Annotated in this window: 16 protein-coding genes and 1 pseudogene (1 of these 17 running past the window's edge); 9 read left to right on the top strand and 8 right to left on the bottom strand. The window is 62.5% G+C overall.

Annotated features, from left to right (window positions below):
- Positions 1 to 450, bottom strand: a pseudogene (locus JSS27_12865) (molecular chaperone GroEL) (it extends 1,195 nt beyond the left edge of the window).
- A gap of 455 nt (positions 451 to 905) precedes the next feature.
- On the opposite strand from JSS27_12865, the gene JSS27_12860 reads away from it, so the two are divergent.
- Positions 906 to 1,175: a type II toxin-antitoxin system ParD family antitoxin gene (locus tag JSS27_12860; GenBank protein ID MBS0209833.1), complete on the top strand. Its 270-nt coding sequence runs from the start codon at positions 906 to 908 to the stop codon at positions 1,173 to 1,175.
- Positions 1,172 to 1,486, top strand: a complete 315-nt coding sequence (locus JSS27_12855) for a type II toxin-antitoxin system RelE/ParE family toxin (GenBank protein ID MBS0209832.1) — start codon at positions 1,172 to 1,174, stop codon at positions 1,484 to 1,486. Before JSS27_12860 ends, JSS27_12855 begins: the two co-directional genes overlap by 4 nt.
- Here JSS27_12855 and JSS27_12850 read toward each other — a convergent pair.
- The 3 genes from JSS27_12850 to JSS27_12840 form a co-directional block, all read right to left on the bottom strand.
- Complete coding sequence (locus tag JSS27_12850; GenBank protein MBS0209831.1) at positions 1,483 to 2,493, bottom strand: amidohydrolase family protein; 1,011 nt, start codon at positions 2,491 to 2,493, stop codon at positions 1,483 to 1,485. The two genes, JSS27_12855 and JSS27_12850, sit on opposite strands and share 4 nt — an antisense overlap.
- A gap of 22 nt (positions 2,494 to 2,515) precedes the next feature.
- A complete protein-coding gene (locus JSS27_12845; GenBank protein ID MBS0209830.1) occupies positions 2,516 to 3,922 on the bottom strand; it encodes a neutral/alkaline non-lysosomal ceramidase N-terminal domain-containing protein in 1,407 nt (468 codons plus the stop codon).
- 77 nt (positions 3,923 to 3,999) lie between these two features.
- Complete coding sequence (locus JSS27_12840; protein MBS0209829.1) at positions 4,000 to 4,173, bottom strand: hypothetical protein; 174 nt, start codon at positions 4,171 to 4,173, stop codon at positions 4,000 to 4,002.
- Between the two features lie 268 nt (positions 4,174 to 4,441).
- Here JSS27_12840 and JSS27_12835 point away from each other — a divergent pair, with 268 nt between their 5' ends.
- Entirely contained in the window at positions 4,442 to 4,759 is a 318-nt protein-coding gene (locus JSS27_12835; GenBank protein ID MBS0209828.1) for a Rieske 2Fe-2S domain-containing protein, read from the top strand.
- 64 nt (positions 4,760 to 4,823) lie between these two features.
- On the top strand, positions 4,824 to 5,774 hold the full coding sequence (locus JSS27_12830) for a GNAT family N-acetyltransferase (GenBank protein ID MBS0209827.1): 951 nt from the start codon (positions 4,824 to 4,826) through the stop codon (positions 5,772 to 5,774).
- 314 nt (positions 5,775 to 6,088) lie between these two features.
- Here the strand turns inward: JSS27_12830 and JSS27_12825 are convergent, their stop codons facing one another.
- The 3 genes from JSS27_12825 to JSS27_12815 form a co-directional block, all read right to left on the bottom strand.
- Positions 6,089 to 6,940, bottom strand: a complete 852-nt coding sequence (locus tag JSS27_12825) for a DUF1570 domain-containing protein (protein ID MBS0209826.1) — start codon at positions 6,938 to 6,940, stop codon at positions 6,089 to 6,091.
- A gap of 291 nt (positions 6,941 to 7,231) precedes the next feature.
- Complete coding sequence (gene ispG / locus JSS27_12820) at positions 7,232 to 8,371, bottom strand: (E)-4-hydroxy-3-methylbut-2-enyl-diphosphate synthase (GenBank protein MBS0209825.1); 1,140 nt, start codon at positions 8,369 to 8,371, stop codon at positions 7,232 to 7,234.
- A gap of 217 nt (positions 8,372 to 8,588) precedes the next feature.
- Positions 8,589 to 9,701 carry a glycoside hydrolase family 88 protein gene (locus tag JSS27_12815; GenBank protein ID MBS0209824.1) on the bottom strand — a complete coding sequence of 371 codons (1,113 nt, stop codon included), beginning with the start codon at positions 9,699 to 9,701 and terminating at the stop codon, positions 8,589 to 8,591.
- A gap of 155 nt (positions 9,702 to 9,856) precedes the next feature.
- On the opposite strand from JSS27_12815, the gene JSS27_12810 reads away from it, so the two are divergent.
- Positions 9,857 to 10,348, top strand: coding sequence for a tRNA (cytidine(34)-2'-O)-methyltransferase (locus tag JSS27_12810; protein ID MBS0209823.1), 492 nt, complete (start codon positions 9,857 to 9,859; stop codon positions 10,346 to 10,348).
- 288 nt (positions 10,349 to 10,636) lie between these two features.
- On the top strand, positions 10,637 to 11,689 hold the full coding sequence (locus tag JSS27_12805; protein MBS0209822.1) for an Ldh family oxidoreductase: 1,053 nt from the start codon (positions 10,637 to 10,639) through the stop codon (positions 11,687 to 11,689).
- A 234-nt stretch (positions 11,690 to 11,923) separates the two neighbouring features.
- Here JSS27_12805 and JSS27_12800 read toward each other — a convergent pair whose 3' ends face one another.
- The gene (locus JSS27_12800; GenBank protein ID MBS0209821.1) at positions 11,924 to 13,744 is read right to left on the bottom strand and encodes a M3 family oligoendopeptidase; all 1,821 of its coding nucleotides are present in this window, start codon (positions 13,742 to 13,744) and stop codon (positions 11,924 to 11,926) included.
- A gap of 148 nt (positions 13,745 to 13,892) precedes the next feature.
- Here JSS27_12800 and menC point away from each other — a divergent pair, with 148 nt between their 5' ends.
- From menC to JSS27_12785, 3 genes are all read left to right on the top strand, one after another.
- Positions 13,893 to 15,023 carry an o-succinylbenzoate synthase gene (gene menC / locus JSS27_12795; GenBank protein MBS0209820.1) on the top strand — a complete coding sequence of 377 codons (1,131 nt, stop codon included), beginning with the start codon at positions 13,893 to 13,895 and terminating at the stop codon, positions 15,021 to 15,023.
- A gap of 427 nt (positions 15,024 to 15,450) precedes the next feature.
- Positions 15,451 to 16,989, top strand: coding sequence for a YifB family Mg chelatase-like AAA ATPase (locus JSS27_12790; protein MBS0209819.1), 1,539 nt, complete (start codon positions 15,451 to 15,453; stop codon positions 16,987 to 16,989).
- A 169-nt stretch (positions 16,990 to 17,158) separates the two neighbouring features.
- Positions 17,159 to 17,377, top strand: coding sequence for a hypothetical protein (locus JSS27_12785; protein ID MBS0209818.1), 219 nt, complete (start codon positions 17,159 to 17,161; stop codon positions 17,375 to 17,377).
- Positions 17,378 to 17,444 lie beyond the last annotated feature (67 nt).

Raw genomic sequence — 17,444 nt, 5'->3', positions numbered from 1 at the left:
ATTGCCGGCGATGGTGGCGATTTGCTTGATTTCAGTCTTGCTCTTCTCGTTGATCGGCGACGCCAGCTTGGCAATCGCTTCAGTCACCGAGGCCACGGCCTTGTTGATGCCGCGGCTGAGCGCCATGGGATCGGCCCCAGCGGCGATCATCTTCAAGCCTTCGCGAAAGATCGCTTCGGCCAACACGGTGGCGGTGGTGGTGCCGTCGCCGGCGACGTCGTTGGTCTTGCTGGCCGCTTCCTTGATGAGCTGAGCGCCCAGGTTTTCGTACGGGTCGTCCAGTTCGATGTCCTCGGCCACGGTCACGCCGTCCTTGGTCACCTTGGGCGAGCCCCAGCCCTTGTCGAGCACGGCGTTACGGCCACGGGGGCCGAGGGTGCTGCGAACGGCCTTGGCCAACTTCGACGCACCAGCCAAGAGCGGCTGGCGAGCGTCGTCACTAAACACCATCTGTTTTGCCACAGCGGTTTCCTCCTGTTGCGAGCTTTAGGTTACGCGTTGGACGGGAAGCGTCGGGCGGCCCCCACCGGGGACCAAACGACCGACGCGGACAGTTTTTGTCTGGTTGCTTTTTCTGCCGCAGGCCAGTGGAAGGTCGTTCCCTTGGGTCAAGCGGTTTTGACCGTCGACTGCCAACAACGGCAGCGCAGCACGGTGTGCCGCCACATAAAGCAACCGGCGTGCCGGTTAGGACGACACAAGACACAACCTGTCTATACTTAATCACTTACGACGAAATGCAATTCTGGAGTGAAGAATCGACGATTTTAAGCAGAATGATGGTCGTTGCCATTTTGGCAGTACCAATCGAGGTATCAGAGGCAAGCAGTGGCTTCAATTGCCATTACCATTGGCCGATGACAGAATTGAAGTAGCCTAGACCTTCAAACGCGAGGCCCTTCCCCATGGATCAGGATGCATTGAACGTATCCCTGCCCGGATTCCTTCGCGAGTTCGTCGACGCTGAAGTCGCTGCCGGTGGTTACGGAAGCGCGAGCGAATATGTCGGCGAGTTACTGCGGCGCGCGCGCCGCGAGAAGGCAATTGATAAAGTCGACTCTCTGTTGGCCGAAGCGCTGACGGAACCTGCTAAGGAAATGACTGACGAAGACTGGCAGGAATTGCGTCGGAGATCGGACGAACGAATTGCCCAGCGCTATCGAGACGTTTCATGACGTTTCGGCCAAAGTTTCGCCCGCGAGCATGGCTCGATTTGGACGAAATCTGCCGGTACTACGAAGAGCAAAGCCCGGGCCTTGCCGCACGCTTTATGAATGCAGTGCGCGAAAGCGCACAGTTTCTGAGTGAGAATCCAACTCTGGGCCAGGTTTGGCAGGGGCATCGACAAGCGCCTTCTGAATACCGGATTTGGCAAGTTCGCGGATTCCCGCGATTGATCATCTTCTTCGTCAGCCAGGGCTCTACCATTGAAGTGATGCGCGTTTTGCACGCGGCGCGTGATCTAGAATCGCTGTTCGACGACTAAGATCGACTGAGGCCGTACACGCGCTGGGCGTTTTCGCTCCACAGCTTCTGTCGATCGGCTGCAGAACGCGAGGCAATCAGTTCGGCCACCACGCCGACCCAACGGGCAAACGTCCCGCCAACCAGGCAGACCGGCCAGTCGGCCCCGAACACCACCCGATCCATGCCGAATGAATCGAGGCAATGGTTTACCACCGGCGCCATGTCGGCCGTGGTCCACCCCTTGGGAGCATGGAACATCGCGCCCGAGATCTTGCAGGCGACGTTCTTGCGCTGGGCCAGCTTCTCGATGTCGCGACGCCACTGGCTGGCGTCGTGAGCGGCTGGCTTGTCGGCGTCGCTCACTTTGCGAAACGCCTTGGGGTCGCCGTTGCCACAGTGATCGAGCACCAACTGCGTATCGGGGCATTGTTCCGCCAGCGCCACACAGTCGCTGATATCGGTCGGCCGCATGCACATATCGAACGTCAGGCCGTGCTTCCCTAACAGTTGCACGCCACGGACAAAGTCCGACTTCAGGCAGAACCCCTGCGGCGTGGTCGGCGCGTGCAGCACCTGGCGCACGCCGGAAACCCTGGGCAACTTCTTGAGCGTCGCCACGTAATCGCCAAAGCCAGCGCCGCCCGGCCGGCCGCCAACCACGGCGCCGATGAATGGCGAGCCTGACTGGTTGTCGAGGGCCGAAGCGAACTGCGCCTCTTTTTCGTGCTGTTCCGGCGTGACGTCGACTTCCATGTACATCGACCGGACGTTAAAGCCGGCGATGGCTTGCTGATAGTCGGCCAGCAAGTAGTCGCGACGGAACAACTCGGGCGCCATCTCAAGCCAAGGGAGCGTGAACTTCTTCAGATCCCACAGGTGGACATGCGTGTCGATGATCAACGGCCGGTTGTCCTCGGCGGCCTGCGACCGCACACCGGCCAGCGCCGTGGCGGCCAATGCACCCGCGGCGACGGTCAAAAGTTCACGCCGCGTTACGCTCGATTGACGTTCAATTGCGTTCGACATCGTTGTTCCTCGTCTGTGATAACTACCGCGCCAATTCATGGACCTTGGCCACGATCATTTCCTCGGCCTCGGCTGCCCAGGTCGTCGGCAGCCCGTAGTAGGTCATCGACCGCGCCCCTTCGTACCCGCCGCGGGTTAGCACCTGCCACATCGGTGTTCCCTCGCCGCGGGCCGGCGCTCGCGGAGGTGTGCGATCCTCCTGCCAAACACGCTTCGACGGGATGTAACTCATCACGTCGTTCGAATAGCCCGCCACCCACACCGGCCCCGGGCCAAGCTCTTTGCCAAGCCGCAACGAGTAGTCGACCACCACCTCGCCACCGAGGATCACCCAGCGCAGCTCGGGCCCCAGCCGCCAGACTTGCACGGGATAGGGATACGTCGAGGCCAGGCTCCCTTCGCTGTTCAACCGGCGCAACAGAATCTGCCCGCGCTGCGCCACGAACTTGTCCGTCGAGGCGGCTTGGGCCTCCAGTTCCTCGCGCGTGGGGAGCGTGTCGAATGGCAGCGGAATCTCGCCATAGCGCGTTACCAGCGCCGCCGGCAGCGGCGTGAGCTTGCCGTCGAGCACCAGGTTCACCGCGTCCCCTACGCGGTCGCCGTATTCGTGCGCCTTGTCGACCGTGCGCCGTGGCAAGGCGTTGCTGTCGGCTCCGCAGCCGGCCCAGTACATCGCGACCGCTTCCGGGTGTTTCTGCTCGACCGTCTCGACGGCGTAACCCGGGTAGTCGGCGCTCCATTGCATGCCGCTGAGGACCGTCGCGTGACAGGCGTAGCCGAACACCACGGCCAGCAGTTTGCCGCCGGCATCGCGCGCCACCAGAACCGGCACGCGATGATCGACCGGGCCGACGAATTTATTGGAAGCGCGCAGCTCGGCCGCGTCGGCCTCTTTGTTATTGCGACGATTCACGGCCACGTCGCACGTCCCCTCGCCGTATGACAACTCGGCCGGCGCCAGCTTCTTGATCGCTTCGTCGGCCAGCGCGACCAGCGTCTTTTCCAGCTGCGCGGTGTATTCATCGACCAGCTTCTGCTGGGCATCGTCAAAGAAGAACATGGCGCGCAAGTTATTGCCGACGACGGGGCCGCTGTGCGTGTGCGAGCAATTGATCGCCACCTGATCGCGGCTGAGTCCCAGCTTGTCTTGCAACTGCCGGCAGATGCGCAGCGACGTCTCACGGTCGATCCCCACTAGGTCAAGCGAGTACAACAAGGCGCGATGTCCCTGTCCGTCGTCAATCACCAAGGCTCGCGCCCACAATTCGGAAAGTTTCCCTTCGGCCGGACCAGTCCGCGCGCCATAACCACTCATCCACATCAGCTTCTCGGGCGTGATGTTGGCCCGGGCCACCCCGGCGCGCCAGCCCGCCGCTTGGGCCGCATCGGCCACGAAACACAACAACACCACGGCGATGAAAGTACGCATGGCAGGACGCCTTTGAGCAATAGGAGCGGGGCGGGCAAACGTCGGCGGGAGGTCGATCGGCAGGGGCAGCCGGGCCGCTATGGGGCGGCTTTGATCTGATCCAATTCAGCCGTGGCGGCGGTGATCTCTTTTTCCAGCCGCTGCACTTCGTCGGGATCGTCCATCTGCTGCTTGGCGCCGTGCAATTGCTGGCGCAACTTTTGTAGCCGCTGTTGCAGCGTGTCGATCCGTTTCTTGGCTTTCTTGTCCATGTTGCGTGCGTGCCCTTCGGTGTCTGATTGGCGTGCGAAATGAATGATTGGCGATTGAGCGTGCCGCGTGGCGGAACGCGGTGCAAGTCGGTGAGAACCAGCAAACCTGAACGCCAACATAATGCGCCGGACGCGAATTGCCAGTCGCCGGCGCACGATTCGTGGCCGCGACAACGCGCCCCGCGCACGTTCGCCGTTGGCCGCTTGTGCCGGTTCCCGCTATAATCGAACCCGCCGGGGAACGTCGCCGCCGCACGCGAGATTGGGAATGCCACGCTGGGTCGAAATCGCCAAGACCACCGAGTGTCCGCCGGGCGCTGCCCTGGAACGGGTGGCCGACGACACGATTGTGGCCCTGTTCAACGTCGACGGCCAGTTCCACGCGCTCGACGGCGTCTGCCCGCACCAGGGGGGGCCGCTGGGCAAAGGCAATCTGGCCGGCCACGTGGTCACTTGCCCTTGGCATGGCTGGCAGTTCGACGTTTGCACTGGCCGGCACCAGCTGAACGCGCGGCTGCATCAACCGTCGTTCGAGGTACGCGTGGAAGACGATCGGGTGCTGGTGAACCTCGAACGCCCGACCTGAGACCGAACCTTTGTGACGCAGATAACTTTGACTACGACGACCAGCGCCCGGCGCTGCGATTGATTTGATTGCTTATCGCCCGTTCCTCAACAGCGATCCGCCCTACTTGAGCGAAATCTGGCGCACGCAAAGTCCCGAGCGGGGACTGATGCAGCCGATGTCGGTCGATCTGTGGGACAGTCTGGTCTTTGCCAAGCCCTACTTCGATCGCAACGGGCTGATCGTCGCCGTCGACGGCGAACGACCGGTCGGCTTTGCCCACGCCAGCTTTGGCCCCTCGGACGATGGCTACGACGTTTCGACCGACCTCGGCGTGACGTCGCTGGTGATGGTGCGCGCCAATTACCAGCGCCGCGGCATCGGTTGCGAACTGATCGCTCGATCCGAGGAGTACCTGCGCTCGCGCGGCGCCAAGATGCTGTACGCCGGCGGCATTAAACCATTGAACGGGTTTTACTTGGGCCTGTACGGCGGCAGCGAATTGCCCGGCGTGCTCGAATCGACACCCCGCGCGCAGCAGTTGTTTCGTTCGGTCGGCTATGAAGAGATCGATCGGGTGATCGTCTTTCAGCGCGAGCTGGCCACGTTTCGCCCCACGGTCGATCGCAAGCAACTGACGCTGCGGCGGCGATTCTGTGTCCGCTACCAAAGCGACCCGCCGGCCCGCGATTGGTGGGAGGCGAACACGTTCGGCCCGTTCGATCGGTTGCGGTTCGAGCTGACGTCCAACGAAACCAAGGCCGCAGTCGGTTCAGCCACGTTCTGGAACATGCAATCCTTGTCGGCGAGTTGGGGCGTGCATGCCGTGGGGATGATCGACGTCGAGATCGCCGACTGCGAACGCCGGCAGGGCTTGGCCACGTTCCTGATCGGTGAGTCGCTGAAGCACCTCGGCGAGTTGGGCTTCTCGCTGGTCGAAGTCCAGACCATGCAGCACAACGCGCCCGCCCGGGCGCTGTACAACAAGCTCGGCTTCCGCCAGGTCGACACGGGCAGCGTGCTGCGCAAGGGATAGCAGCGTGCTGCGAGAATGACAAGCGTCTTACACCTCTCCCTTTAAGGGAGAGGTCTCGAACGGAGTGAGCGGGTGAGGGTAAAGACGTCGCAGGCCGAGAAGCCTTGCGCCAAGCGGGTCATTTCTTGACGCGATGCGGTTTGGCCTTCGATGCGTTTACCCCCCCCTGCCCCTCCCTGGAAGGGAGGGGTGTTTGTCGTTGACGCTTCACGCCGTAATAGGCGTTGGGACCGCAAGCGATTCCAACCGGGGACTTACGTCCCCGGCTCCTTTTATCTCTAATCGCTAGCCGCTAGCCGCTAATCGCTTCCCGCTCAATGCCCCGGTGGCAGGTTGTTCCAGCGGGCCATGAAGGCCATTAACTGCTGGTCCGAGTTTTGCATCCGCCGGGCCAGTGCCGCCGAGAAAGGTTCGGTCGGCTCGTCGCGTTTGAACGTGGCGATGTATTCCTGCAGCCAGCGCCGCGACTCGGGGCTGCTTTCCAGCAGCCAATAGGTCCAGGCCCACGCCTCGGCGTAATCTTCCTGGGCCATCGCGCCGGCGGTTTCCAAATGCTCCAAGCGGCGCAAGTCGGGCCGCCAGCCCCCTTGCAGCCGACTGAGCAACATCTGGACGTGCGGCCGGTTCAGGCCGGCGTCGCCGCGCGGCACTTCAAAGTACTCGGCCAGCCCCTCGTCAAGCCACAGCGGCAGATCATGCACCGCCGAATGGAGATAGCCGTGCGTGACCTCGTGCCGCAAATCTTCGGCAACGCGGTCGCTCCATTGGGCGTAAACGGCCAGCCGGTGATCCGACTCCAAAAAGAACGCGCGACGCCGCGGCAGGTCGGGATAGTGCTTTTCGAGGAAGTCGTAGAAGCGATCTTCCCCGTCGAACAAGTACACGTGAATCGGTTCGTCCGACGTCGGCTGATCGATGATCGAGAACACCTCACCGCGCAGCACGCGCAGATCGTTCAACAATCGATGCTGCTTCGGAATCGCCACATCGCTGTAGATAACCAACTGATCAAAGACGACGGCATTCCGCTCGGGCAAGTGAATCGCCGAGTCATTCGGCAGCAGGCAGCCCGAGCAAAAGTTCACCAACAACAGCGCGGCCCACACCCTCGGCCCACGCCAGGGGGAATAGGTTTCGATCGTTTTGGAAGACGAAGCGAAAGGCACGCGAGAACTCGCAGCGGGGCGCAACGACCGGCGGGGATGCGGCGCAAACAGGTGGCGCCGGCATCAAGAGGAGCAGGAAAGGGCCGGATCATATCGGCAGACGCCGATCGGCTAAAGAGAAGCTGCGCAGGCTGCCACGCGACAGCAGCAACGCTAGCAACTACTCGATGCATCAACACAAGCCCAGGGGTTTCACCCCCTGGGTTCAACGCGTTTGCTAAGAGAAAACCCCCAGGGGGCGAAGCCCCTGGGCTTGCGCAAGCGTGCCACGAAACGAACGAGAAACGAAGACTATTCCTCGCGCGCCGCAATCAACGCGTCGAGTTCCGCCTTGAGCTTCGGCAGAATCTCGTCGTACTTGAACGCGCCCAACTCCTGCTTGCCACGCTTCAGGTTCACGTGCGTCGGCCCGCACCACAGCCCCAAGTCGGCGTCGTCGGTCTCGCCCGGGCCGTTCACACGGCAGCCCATCACGGCGATCGTCAGTGCGTGCTCCTTGGCATAGGTGGTGTACTCTTTGACTTGCTGAGCCAGCTCGATGAACGCTTCGTTCTCCACACGCGAACAGCTGGGGCAACTGATGATGTTCAGCGTGTCGAGGCCAAAGTCGACCACGCTGCGCACGCGCCCCGCGGCGATGTCGGCCAGAATCTGCCGGCCGGCCACGATCTCTTCCGACTTGCGCGAGTTGGGCACCGTGAGCGACACGCGAATCGTGTCGCCGATGCCGCGGCTGATGAGCTGCTCGAATGCCACGCGCGTTTTGATCACGCCGTCGGGGGGCATGCCCGCCTCGGTCACGCCCAAGTGCAGCGGCACGTCCGGTCGCGTCTCGGCGAAGCGGCGATTGACTTCGATCACCTTGCGCGGGTCCGAATCCTTGAGCGAGACGTTATAGCGAGTGTAGCCCAATCGATCGAGCAGCTCGCAATGTTCAAAGGCGCTGGCCAGCATGGGACCGATCGAGTCGTCCTCGCCGAATTGCTCGGCTTGGGCCGGGTCGACCGAGCCACAGTTGACGCCGACCCGCATGGCACAGTCATGCTCGGCCGCCACGTCGGCCAGGAACTTGACCTTGTCCTGCCAGGGCTTGCTCCGCTCGTGATGGTACAAGTGGCCAGGGTTGTAACGCACCTCATCCACGTGCGGAGCCACCTGCAAGGCCAGCCGATAGTTCTCCTGCAAGTCGACCGACAGGTTTGCCTGGGTGCGCTGGCGGATTTCGGCCAAGGCCTCCGCATCGCGCGTGCTGTCGACGGCAATGCGAATCAGGTCGGCGCCGGCCTGGGCCAGATCGTTCACCTGCCCGACCGTGGCGTCGAGATCTTGCGTATGGGTCGCGGTCATGCTCTGGACGGCCACCGGGTGACCGGCGCCAATCGTGGCCGAACCAATACGAACCGCCCGGGTCGGGTTGCGAGTCAATTCCACCAGAAAGCCTCCGTGACCTGACTAACGAAGCACGCTTTTATCATCCCGCGAACCAGTTCGATCGGCAAGCACCAATCGTGGCGCATGCTTGCATAAGACGCTGAAAGTCGACCACGACGACACGACGAACACGACGTAAGGCATTTGAAATCGTATCTTCCGACGTCGTGACCGTCGTGTCGTCGTGGTCGAATGATTTCCTTCCAGGAACAGGCTTTTAGTGCCCGAGCGCTTTGTCGAGCGCTTCGACGAAGAAGAAGTCCCCCCACATCACTGACTCGTCGACCCCCAGATTCTTCTTGGTGTGATAGACCCCGTGGCGCAAGACGCCTTCCCAGCCCGGCTGCCCGCTGCCCAGATACTCGGGCGTGCATAGCGCGTCGAGCATGGCCTGGGCCGTGTCGCGATACACGACCGCCCGCCCTTCCTCCTTGGTCTGTAGCTCCAGGTCCAACAGTGCGCTGGCCACGATCGCGCCGGCCGAGCTGTCCTTTTGCGCGCCCCACGGCGCTGGCTGTTTCAGGTCGGCGTTGAAATCCCAGTACGGCACATGATCCTTAGGCAAGTTCGACAGCCAGTAGCCGGCGTTGCACTCGGCCACCGCCAGGAATTCGTCGAGCTTGGACAACCTGAACACCTGGCTGAAGCCGTACATCGACCAGCCCAGCCCGCGGGCCCAAGCGCTGTCGGCGGCCAGCCCCTGGTGCGTCGTCTCGCGCAGGAACGTGCCGGTTTCGAGATCAAAAATCCCTTCGTGCGCTGTCGAGCCGTCGGGACGGACCAAGCGGTCGCGCGTTGTCCGGCAATGGGCCAGCGCGATCCGTTCCAGGTTCTTGTCGCCAGTGACGTTGGCCGCGTAGACGATCAGCGGCACGTTCATCATGATGTCGATGAACAACGACTCGGGCGCGACGAACGACCGCAGGTATTGCCCCTGCTCCATGAATCGCATGGCCAGAGTGCGGCCGGCCTGGATCACGACTTGTTCCAGGGCCTTGTCGCCGGTGGCGCGGTACCAGGGCAGGTAACTGTTCAGGAAGATGAAGCCCAAATCGTGTACGTCCCGGTCGTGCTGCCGGTGTTCGAGCAGCTTGCAGTAATGCTCGGCCCGCTGACGCCAACGGTTGTCGGCCGTGCGGCGGTAGAAAATCCACATCATGCCGACCAGGAACCCCGCCGACCAATCGGTCCACAGCTCCCCCTGGTGCTGCCACTTGCCGCCGGTGGTGTAGAGCGGGAAGTAATCGGGGTGCTTCGTGATCAGGCGGTCGACCTGCTCGGCGGCGGACTCGAGCGCCTTGGTATAGCGGTCATGGCGTGGATCGTTCATCGGTGTACCTGCGTTCTGCGATACTATCGGGTGCGCTGGCGGCGTAGTTGTTACGGCCGCGGCGCGCGGGGCTCGAAACCAAGCTCCACTCGGCATATCCTATCGTCGGCGGCGAGAAATTGAATCCTCGCGCTCGGCAATCTGCCTGAACGACAATGGAGTGGTCCGCCTTGAAGTACGATCCCTGGTTCCACGTGGTCCTCTTTCAGCCGGAGATTCCCCAGAACACCGGCAACATCGGCCGGACCTGCGTGGCCGCGCGCTGCAAGATGTGGCTCGTCAAGCCGATCGGCTTCAGCTTGGACGATTACTACCTGCGCCGCGCGGGACTCGACTATTGGGACGACCTGGAATGGGAAGTGGTCGACGATTGGGCGCAACTGATCGCGCGCCTGCCGCCGCGCCGGCCATATATCTTTACCAAAGGGGGTACACAGCTATACGCCGACGTGCGTTACGAGCGGGGCGACATCTTCGTCTTTGGCCGCGAGTCGAGCGGCCTGCCCGCCGAGTTGCACGCCGAGTACGCCGACCGGGCGTTGCGAGTCCCCATGTATCCCGAGGTACGCAGCCTGAACCTGGCGAACACCGCCGCGATCATCGTCTACGAAGCCCACCGGCAACTTGGATTATCCAACCTCGGCTGAACGGCAGTTGATTCGACCACAACGGCAAACACGTTTGGATGCTGTACCACCAAAACCTGGTTTAATTCGACCACAACGGCACGACGGACACGACGTAGGAAAAGACAATTGCTTTTTTGTCTTACGTCGTTTCCGTCGTGCCGTTGTGGTCGATTCCTGTCTTTCATAGTTCCGCTCTCACTAATCGCGTCGTGTTGGCGCGTTGCATTCCCGCGGATCGTTTCTTATAAGGCATGCGTCGCGCTTGTTGCCGCGCCTGCCTGACCAACTGACCAAGGATTCCCTGCCATGCCAGCGTTTGCCGCCTCGAAACTGACCGAGTTCGCAACCCAACTGCTTGCCGCCGGCGGCATTCCCCAGGACGAAGCGGCGCTCGTCGGCCGCAGTCTGGTCGAAGCCAACCTGCGCGGGCACGACTCGCACGGCGTGATGCGGATTCCTTATTACCTCGATCAGGTCAACAAGGGTGAGATCAAGCCGGCCGCGCCGTTCACGGTGATTCGCGAAACGGAAACGGTCCTCGCCGCCGATGGCAACTGGGGCTTTGGACAGACACAGGCCCAGCGCCTGACCGAACGACTAATCACCAAGGCTCGGCAGCACGGTACCGGGCTGGGCACGTTGATCCATACCGGACACGTCGGCCGACTGGGCGAGTATTGCGAGACCGCTGCCGCCGCCGGGCAAATGTCGATCATCATGGTCAACACCCACGGGCACGCGCGCCGCGTCGCGCCGCCGGGGGGAACCGCGCCGCGCCTGGGGACCAATCCGCTGGCCATCGGCGCGCCGAACGGCGACCGGCCGATCCTGCTCGACTTTGGCACCAGCGCCACTGCCGAAGGAAAGGTCCGCGTCAAAAAGATCGCCGGCCAGACATGCCCCGACGGTTGGCTGCTCGACTCGAAGGGACAACCCACGAACGATCCGAACTCGCTCTACGCCGACCCGCCGGGGACGATTCTGCCGATGGGCGGAGCGCAAGCCTACAAGGGTTTCGGCCTGGGCTTGATGGTCGAAATCTTCGCCGGGGCGCTGTCGGGCGGCGTGACGATTCGCGAAAAGCCGATCAACCAGAACGGCAACTGCGTGTTCATGCTGTTCGTCGACCCGGGTCACGTCGGCGGCGCCGATCACTTCAAAGCCGAGGTGACGCAACTGGTCGACTTTGTCACCGGCTGCCCGCGCGTGCCCGATTGCAAAGAGATCCTGCTACCGGGCGATCCCGAGCGTCGAACGCAAACGGTCCGCGAGCGCGACGGCATTCCGCTGGACGACGGCAACTGGAAGCAACTCGTCGCGTTGGCCGACAAGCTAAAAGTCACCCCACCGGCGGCTTAAAAGAATACCAACCACGAAAACATGACACCGGAAAGTCAGAAGGATTTGAACCGCAAAGACGCAAAGTTCGCAAAGGAGGAAGAGCAGCCATTCTTAATCGCAGAGAGCGCGGGGGAACGCAGAGTTAAGGATCCTAAGTCTCCTCTCTGCGATGCTCAGCGCTCTCTGCGATTCCAAACTTGTCTTTCTTTGCGAACTTTGCGTCTTTGCGGTTCAACTTACCAGAATTGCCTCTCAGCCCAGTGACTCGAAGCGGTCAACGTCGGCGGCCACCACGGCCAAGCTGCTGCGCCAGAAATCTCGGCTGGCGATGTCGATGCCAAACCTCGCCGCCAGTTCCACCGCCCGAACTCGTCCCGTGTCGCGCAATAACTGCACATAGTCGGCCACGAACTTCTCGCCCCGCTCCAAGAACTGTGCGTACAGCCCCAACCCGAACAGGTGCCCGAATGCGTAGGGAAAGTTGTAGAAGTTGAAATCGGGGCTGTAGTAGTGCGGCTTCCAGAGCCACATGTACGGGTGATACGTCTCGGGGGCGACCGCATCGCCGTAGGTCTCGGATTGAGCCGCGCGCATCAATTCGCATAGCTCCTCGGCCGCAAGCTGGCTGCCGGCGCGGCGTTCGATGACCGCGGTCTCGAACAGATAGCGCGAGCGAATGTCCAGGCAGACCTGCGTGGCGCTCGACAAGCGCGAGTCAAGGATCAGCAGCCGCTCTTGCGAACTGGCTTCCTTCGAGGCCGCGTTGGCCACGATGGTTTCGCAAAAGATGCTGGCCGTCTCGGCCAAGGTCATCGGCGCGCCGCGCTCAGTCGGCTGTAGGCCGCGCTGGCAATGGTTGTGATACCCGTGCCCGAGTTCATGGGCCAAGGTGCCGACCTGGTCGAAGCTGCCGTCGAAGTTCGACAGGATGCGGCTTTCTTCGATCGCCATGATTCCCATGCAGTACGCCCCGCCCCGCTTGCCATCGCGCGGCAGCGCGTCGATCCAGCGCTCGTCGAAGGCCCGGCGGGCGTAGTCGCTCAGGTCCTTGCTGAACTGGCCGAAGTGCTGCACAATGAAGTCGCGCGCGGCCGGGTAGGTGAACTCGCGGTCGGCTTTGCCCAGCGGTGCGTATAAATCCCACCAGGGCAATTGCTTGTGCCCCAGCTTTTGGGCCTTGCTGCGCAAATAACGCCGGAACATCGGCTTGGCCTCATCGATCGCCCCTAGCAGCGCGTCGCACGTGGCCCGATCGATCCGGTTCTGCTCGAGCGCCACGTCGACCACGTTTCCCCAACCGCGTCGGCGGGCCAGCGTGACGGCCGTCCCCTTCACGCTGTTCAAACTGGCAGCCACCGTCGTGCGCACCGAATGCCACGCCGTTAGCTCGGCCCGATAGCCCCGCTCGCGCGTGGCCGCGTCGGGATGAAACGCCAGATTATGCACCGCCGCAACGGGCAGCTCTTGCTGCCGGCCGTCCAACTCGACCGTGGCCCGCAACTGGCTGGTGACGTTTCCTTGCAGCTTGCCGAAAGCTGTTCCACCGTCGACGGACAACTCGGCTGCCAAGGCTTCCAACTCATCACTCATCAGGTGCTTGCTCAGCCGGGCGGTTTCTTCCAGGTAGAACTTATGCGTGGCCAGCGACGCGTCACGCGCCATCACATCGCCCAGCACGGATCCCAGCGAACCGATCCAGCCCTGAATCCGCACGTCGAGCTGCCGCCGCCGGGTATCGAGAACTTCAAGCCGCGACAGCTCGCGCTGAGCCGCGTCGTCATAACTGTTGGTCGTGACCAGCCCTTGCAGGAAGCAATCGAGCCGCTCGTACTGCAGGGCGATGCGGTTCACCCGGTCGATCACTTGCCGCATGTCGCCCACCAGCGCGTCGGTGACCGCCGGCGTGGCGGCCAGTCGGCGAATCTGTCGACGGTCGAGCAGCTCTTGCAACTCGGTCAATTCGCGGTCCAAGCCCGCCATGCCAGCGCGAAAGTCGTCGCTGTTAAGCTGCGTGAACAGCGGGGCCAAGTCCCAGGTGGTGTCGAGTTCCGACGAAGTGGCTGGATTCATCATGGTGCGTGCGAATGCTCGGGGGACGGTCTCTTTAGCGCGGTCGCGCGACGGGTTATGCTTGCCGCTGGGTTTGTTTCAAAGTGCGCGGCTTGTTCGACGATCTTCAGCGGCTGCGGCACGATCTTGACACATTCGACGAAAATCTGCCATGCACATCGACGCAATTGACGTGTTTCACGTGGCCATGCCACTGATCCGGCCGTGGCGCACCGCCTATGGCGACGACGCCACGATCGAAAGCGTGCTGGTCTGTCTGCACAGCGGCAGCCTGCACGCTTGGGGTGAATCGACGCCCTTCGCCGCGCCGTGCTACAGCCCCGAGTGGGCGGCCGGCGCGTTCGCCTGTGTGCGCGATTGGCTAGCGCCGGCGCTCGTCGGCCAGCGAATCGGCTCGGGCGACGAGTTGCAAGATCGGCTCAAGCACTTCAAGGGTAACTCGTTCGCCAAGGGGGCGCTCGACACGGCCTGGTGGGTGCTGCGTTCATTGGAACTCGGGAAACCGCTGCACCGCGTGCTGGGGGCGACGCGCGACGCTGTGCCGGTCGGCGCCGATTTTGGTGTGCTCGACTCGATCGACCAGTTGATCGCCGAAGTGTCTGGGGCCGTCGCCGCCAGTTACCCGCGAATCAAATTGAAGTTCCGACGGGGCTGGGATCTGAAGATGTTGAGCGCCGTGCGGCGCGAATGCCCAACCGCCACGATTCACATCGACTGCAACGCCGGCTTCACGCTCGACGACCTGGACCTGCTGTGCCGGATCGACGACTTCGCGCTGAGCATGGTCGAGCAGCCGTTGGCTTATGACGACCTGATCGACCATGCACGACTGCAAACGATGATTCGCACGCCGGTCTGCCTGGACGAAAGCATCAACTCGCTGACCCGGGCCGAGCAGGCGATCGACCTGGGGGCCTGCAAGGTGATCAACATCAAGGCGGGTCGCGTCGGCGGGCTGACGCCGGCGGTGAAGATTCTGAACATGGCCCGCGAGGCCGGCCTTTCCTGCTGGGTGGGCGGCATGCTCGAAAGCGCGATCGGGGCGCGCATCTCGACGGCCTTGGCGATGCTCGACGGCTTCGACTACCCCGGCGACATTTTTCCTTCGGCGGCGTTTTACCACGACGAACTCGGCACGCCGCCGCTCGCGTTGCAACACACGCCTGGTCAGGCCCCGCAAGTCGTCGCCAGCGACGTGCCCGGCATCGGCACCGAGCCGGTGCCCGAACTGCTCGAACGCTTTTGCGTGAGCAAAGCCCGAGTCGAGCCGCGTGGCACATAGGACAAATGCAGAGAATTCGACCACGACGGCACGACGGCCACGACGCCGGAGGGAACCAAGGCAAAATTGAACCGCAAAGACGCAAAGGGCGCAAAGGAAGATGAGAGTGGAATCGCAGAGGGCGCTGAGCAACGCGGAGAGGAAACTCAAGATCCTTAACTCTGTGTTCCCCCTCGCTCTCTGCGATTAAGAATGCCCGCTCTTCTTCCTTTGCGCCCTTTGCGTCTTTGCGGTTCAATATCCCTGTCTTTACGTCGTGTTCGTCGTGTCGTCGTGGTCGATTTACCCCAGGCGATTTGCCATATAGGCCGTCGATTTCGCTTCGTTGCGATGAGCAATTTGAAAACCGCGGGCGGCTGCGGTAGGTTGGCACTGGTTTCTTGATTCGCACCGTCGAAGCGGACGTGATCTGAGGCGTGTCGGGGCAATGCTCGCCAAACTGAATACCTTCTCGCTCCTCGGTATTGATGCGGTCCCCGTCGAGGTGGAAGTCGACGTCTCGGCCGGCGCCATGCCGCGAACCACGCTCGTCGGCCTGCCCGAGGCCGCCGTCAAGGAATGCACCCATCGCGTCGAACGGGCCCTGGTGAACTCGGGCTTTCAGCGGCCGCAGAACCGCGTGGTCATCAACCTGGCCCCCGCCGATTTGCCCAAGCAGGCCGCGTCGTTCGACTTGCCGATTGCGCTCGGCTTGCTCGCCGCCAGCGGGCAGTTGAAGCCTGAGAAGTTGGAACAGTACGCCGTGATTGGCGAGTTGGCCCTCGACGGCTCGGCCCGACCGGTGAAAGGGGCGCTGTCGATGGCGATGTCCGCCGCGCGCCAGGCCGGCCTGCGCGGCATGCTCGTCCCGACCGAAAGCGCCGCCGAAGCCGCAGTGGTCGAGAACGTCGAGATCATTCCGGTCGCCAGCCTGGCTCAGGCGGTGGCGTTTTTGACCGGTGAACTGGAAATCGAGCCCACGCCGCCGCGGCTGGACGAGTTGTTCAGCTCGTTGGGCAAATACGAAGTCGACTTCGCCGACGTGCGCGGCCAGGAAATGGCCAAGCGCGCGATCATCATCGCTGCGAGTGGAAGTCACAATCTACTGATGGTTGGCCCGCCGGGTTCTGGCAAAACGATGCTGGCCAAGCGCTTGCCGACAATCTTGCCCGACCTGACGTCGGCCGAATCGATCGAGACTACGCGCATCTACAGCGCGCTGGGCATGTTGCCCAATGGCCAGCCGCTGTTGGCCATTCGCCCCTTCCGCGATCCGCATCATACGATCAGCGAAGCCGGCCTGTTCGGCGGCGGCAGCACGCCTTCGCCGGGCGAGATCAGTCTGGCTCACAACGGGGTTTTGTTCCTTGATGAATTACCGGAGTTTCAGCGCCGCACGTTGGAGGTGATGCGTCAGCCGCTTGAAGATGGCACGGTGACGATCGCTCGCGCCCTCAGCTCGACGACGTTTCCGGCCAGCTTCATGTTGATCGCGGCATTGAATCCTTGCCCGTGTGGCTATCGCAACGATCCGCGCCGCGATTGTCATTGTTCGGTGCCGCAGATTGAAAAGTATATGAACAAGATCAGCGGTCCTCTGCTCGACCGCATCGACCTGCAACTCGAAGTGCCGGCGGTCGCCTATCAGGAGTTGTCGAGCACCACGCCCGGCACCAGCAGCGCCCAGATGCGAGCCCAGGTCGTCACGGCCCGCGGGCGGCAGCACGAGCGGTTCCGCGGCAGCCGGCGGCGGTTCAACGCCTACATGGGCCCGCGGCAGATTCGCTCGCACTGCGCGCTCGACGCCGACGGGGCCGGCTTGCTGAAGGCGGCCATGACCGAAATGGGATTGTCGGCCCGCGCGCACGACAAGGTGCTGCGCGTGGCCCGCACGATTGCCGACCTGGAAAACGCCGACCGGATCGCGGCCAGCCACGTGGCCGAAGCGATCAACTACCGACTGCTGGACCGGAATCTGTGGACGTAAACTCGCCCGCTTAAACCCGGCATTTCCACTCGTTCCCACCAGGTGTAGCTAACAAAACTGCAATTCTCGGGCGTTTGGCCGCAGGGCGTTATAATTAAACGACGACGAAATTAAGGCGGATCGTCTCAGCCCGATCAGCGGTTGAAAGCGCCACCCCAGGAGCCCGATCATGTTCAAACGCACGTTGATTCTCGCCGCGGTTCTCGTCGCCACGCTGTCGAGCGTTGCCTTTGCCGGCGGCGGCTCGTTCTACGGTGGCATGTACCGCGGGTTCGACAGCCCGAACTTCAATCGTGGCGGCGGCTCGGGAGGCATCGGCAATGTCTCGCCGTGGGCCCGTCGCTCGAATTCCTACTATCCCACGCGGATGATGCAGCGCTCGCGCTAACGCCGCTGCACGCCGCCCGATTGCTGGCCAGGCAAAACAAAAAAGCCCAGGGGATATCCCCTGGGCT

The organism is Planctomycetota bacterium, assembly GCA_018242585.1.
Lineage (GTDB): Bacteria > Planctomycetota > Planctomycetia > Pirellulales > PNKZ01 > JAFEBQ01.
The sequence above is the reverse complement of the archived record's forward strand: the minus strand, read 5'-3'. Positions and strand labels throughout refer to the sequence as shown.